Source organism: Pseudomonas sp. Irchel s3a12 (assembly GCF_900187485.1).
Lineage (GTDB): Bacteria > Pseudomonadota > Gammaproteobacteria > Pseudomonadales > Pseudomonadaceae > Aquipseudomonas > Aquipseudomonas neuropathica.
The window spans coordinates 2,286-5,558 of the sequence record NZ_FYDN01000030.1 but is presented as its reverse complement, the minus strand read 5'-3'; the positions used below and the strand labels follow the sequence as shown (position 1 = coordinate 5,558).

At 51.4% G+C, this 3,273-nt stretch carries 2 rRNA genes; both read right to left on the bottom strand.

The features are described 5' to 3' along the window. Positions 1-46 precede the first annotated feature (46 nt). A 5S ribosomal RNA gene (gene rrf / locus CKW14_RS29135) occupies positions 47-162 on the bottom strand. A gap of 151 nt (positions 163-313) precedes the next feature. Beyond that, positions 314-3,207, bottom strand: a 23S ribosomal RNA gene (locus CKW14_RS29130). Positions 3,208-3,273: the final 66 nt, after the last annotated feature.

Sequence of the window (3,273 nt, the reverse complement as noted above, 5' to 3'; positions counted from 1 at the left end):
AAAACAAAACCCCAACTGCTTTCGCAATTGGGGTTTCGGAATTTAATCTTGACGATGACCTACTCTCACATGGGGAAACCCCACACTACCATCGGCGATGCATCGTTTCACTGCTGAGTTCGGGATGGGATCAGGTGGTTCCAACGCTCTATGGTCGTCAAGAAATTCGGGTACTGAGTCGTGGCCAAATGGCCTCGCTTCAGCAAATTGGGTATGTGATAGCTTTCGGTGTTTGTGAACATCGAACTTTCGGTTCGTTTCGTCTTCACACACCGCAATCTGGTCTCTTCGACGCAAATTGCTTGGGTGTTATATGGTCAAGCCTCACGGGCAATTAGTATTGGTTAGCTCAACGCCTCACAGCGCTTACACACCCAACCTATCAACGTCGTAGTCTTCGACGGCCCTTCAGGGAACTCAAGGTTCCAGTGAGATCTCATCTTGAGGCAAGTTTCCCGCTTAGATGCTTTCAGCGGTTATCTTTCCCGAACATAGCTACCCGGCAATGCCACTGGCGTGACAACCGGAACACCAGAGGTTCGTCCACTCCGGTCCTCTCGTACTAGGAGCAGCCCCTCTCAAATCTCAAACGTCCACGGCAGATAGGGACCGAACTGTCTCACGACGTTCTAAACCCAGCTCGCGTACCACTTTAAATGGCGAACAGCCATACCCTTGGGACCGGCTTCAGCCCCAGGATGTGATGAGCCGACATCGAGGTGCCAAACACCGCCGTCGATATGAACTCTTGGGCGGTATCAGCCTGTTATCCCCGGAGTACCTTTTATCCGTTGAGCGATGGCCCTTCCATACAGAACCACCGGATCACTAAGACCTACTTTCGTACCTGCTCGACGTGTCTGTCTCGCAGTCAAGCGCGCTTTTGCCTTTATACTCTACGACCGATTTCCGACCGGTCTGAGCGCACCTTCGTACTCCTCCGTTACTCTTTAGGAGGAGACCGCCCCAGTCAAACTACCCACCATACACTGTCCTCGATCCGGATAACGGACCTGAGTTAGAACCTCAAAGTTGCCAGGGTGGTATTTCAAGGATGGCTCCACGCGAACTGGCGTCCACGCTTCAAAGCCTCCCACCTATCCTACACAAGCAAATTCAAAGTCCAGTGCAAAGCTATAGTAAAGGTTCACGGGGTCTTTCCGTCTAGCCGCGGATACACTGCATCTTCACAGCGATTTCAATTTCACTGAGTCTCGGGTGGAGACAGCGCCGCCATCGTTACGCCATTCGTGCAGGTCGGAACTTACCCGACAAGGAATTTCGCTACCTTAGGACCGTTATAGTTACGGCCGCCGTTTACCGGGGCTTCGATCAAGAGCTTCGCGTTAGCTAACCCCATCAATTAACCTTCCGGCACCGGGCAGGCGTCACACCCTATACGTCCACTTTCGTGTTTGCAGAGTGCTGTGTTTTTAATAAACAGTCGCAGCGGCCTGGTATCTTCGACCGGCATGAGCTTACGGAGCAAGTCCTTCACCCTCACCGGCGCACCTTCTCCCGAAGTTACGGTGCCATTTTGCCTAGTTCCTTCACCCGAGTTCTCTCAAGCGCCTTGGTATTCTCTACCCAACCACCTGTGTCGGTTTGGGGTACGGTTCCTGGTTACCTGAAGCTTAGAAGCTTTTCTTGGAAGCATGGCATCAACCACTTCGTGTTCTAAAAGAACACTCGTCATCAGCTCTCGGCCTTAAGATCCCGGATTTACCTAAGATCTCAGCCTACCACCTTAAACTTGGACAACCAACGCCAAGCTGGCCTAGCCTTCTCCGTCCCTCCATCGCAATAACCAGAAGTACAGGAATATTAACCTGTTTTCCATCGACTACGCTTTTCAGCCTCGCCTTAGGGACCGACTAACCCTGCGTCGATTAACGTTGCGCAGGAAACCTTGGTCTTTCGGCGTGGGTGTTTTTCACACCCATTGTCGTTACTCATGTCAGCATTCGCACTTCTGATACCTCCAGCAAGCTTCTCAACTCACCTTCACAGGCTTACAGAACGCTCCTCTACCGCATCACCCGAAGGTGATACCCGTAGCTTCGGTGTATGGTTTGAGCCCCGTTACATCTTCCGCGCAGGCCGACTCGACTAGTGAGCTATTACGCTTTCTTTAAAGGGTGGCTGCTTCTAAGCCAACCTCCTAGCTGTCTAAGCCTTCCCACATCGTTTCCCACTTAACCATAACTTTGGGACCTTAGCTGACGGTCTGGGTTGTTTCCCTTTTCACGACGGACGTTAGCACCCGCCGTGTGTCTCCCATGCTCGGCACTTGTAGGTATTCGGAGTTTGCATCGGTTTGGTAAGTCGGGATGACCCCCTAGCCGAAACAGTGCTCTACCCCCTACAGTGATACATGAGGCGCTACCTAAATAGCTTTCGAGGAGAACCAGCTATCTCCGAGCTTGATTAGCCTTTCACTCCGATCCACAGGTCATCCGCTAACTTTTCAACGGTAGTCGGTTCGGTCCTCCAGTTAGTGTTACCCAACCTTCAACCTGCCCATGGATAGATCGCCCGGTTTCGGGTCTATTCCCAGCGACTAGACGCCCTATTAAGACTCGCTTTCGCTACGCCTCCCCTATTCGGTTAAGCTCGCCACTGAAAATAAGTCGCTGACCCATTATACAAAAGGTACGCAGTCACAGAACAAAGTCTGCTCCCACTGCTTGTACGCATACGGTTTCAGGATCTATTTCACTCCCCTCTCCGGGGTTCTTTTCGCCTTTCCCTCACGGTACTAGTTCACTATCGGTCAGTCAGTAGTATTTAGCCTTGGAGGATGGTCCCCCCATATTCAGACAAAGTTTCTCGTGCTCCGTCCTACTCGATTTCATGACTAAGAGATTTTCGCGTACAGGGCTATCACCCACTATGGCCGCACTTTCCAGAGCGTTCCGCTAATCTCAAAGCCACTTAAGGGCTAGTCCCCGTTCGCTCGCCACTACTAAGGGAATCTCGGTTGATTTCTTTTCCTCAGGGTACTTAGATGTTTCAGTTCCCCTGGTTCGCCTCTTGCACCTATGTATTCAGTACAAGATAACCATCTTATGATGGCTGGGTTCCCCCATTCAGACATCTCCGGATCAAAGTCTGTTTGCCGACTCCCCGAAGCTTTTCGCAGGCTACCACGTCTTTCATCGCCTCTGACTGCCAAGGCATCCACCGTATGCGCTTCTTCACTTGACCATATAACCCCAAGCAATCTGGTTATACTGTGAAGACGACATTCGCCGAAAATTCGAATTTCTCAAT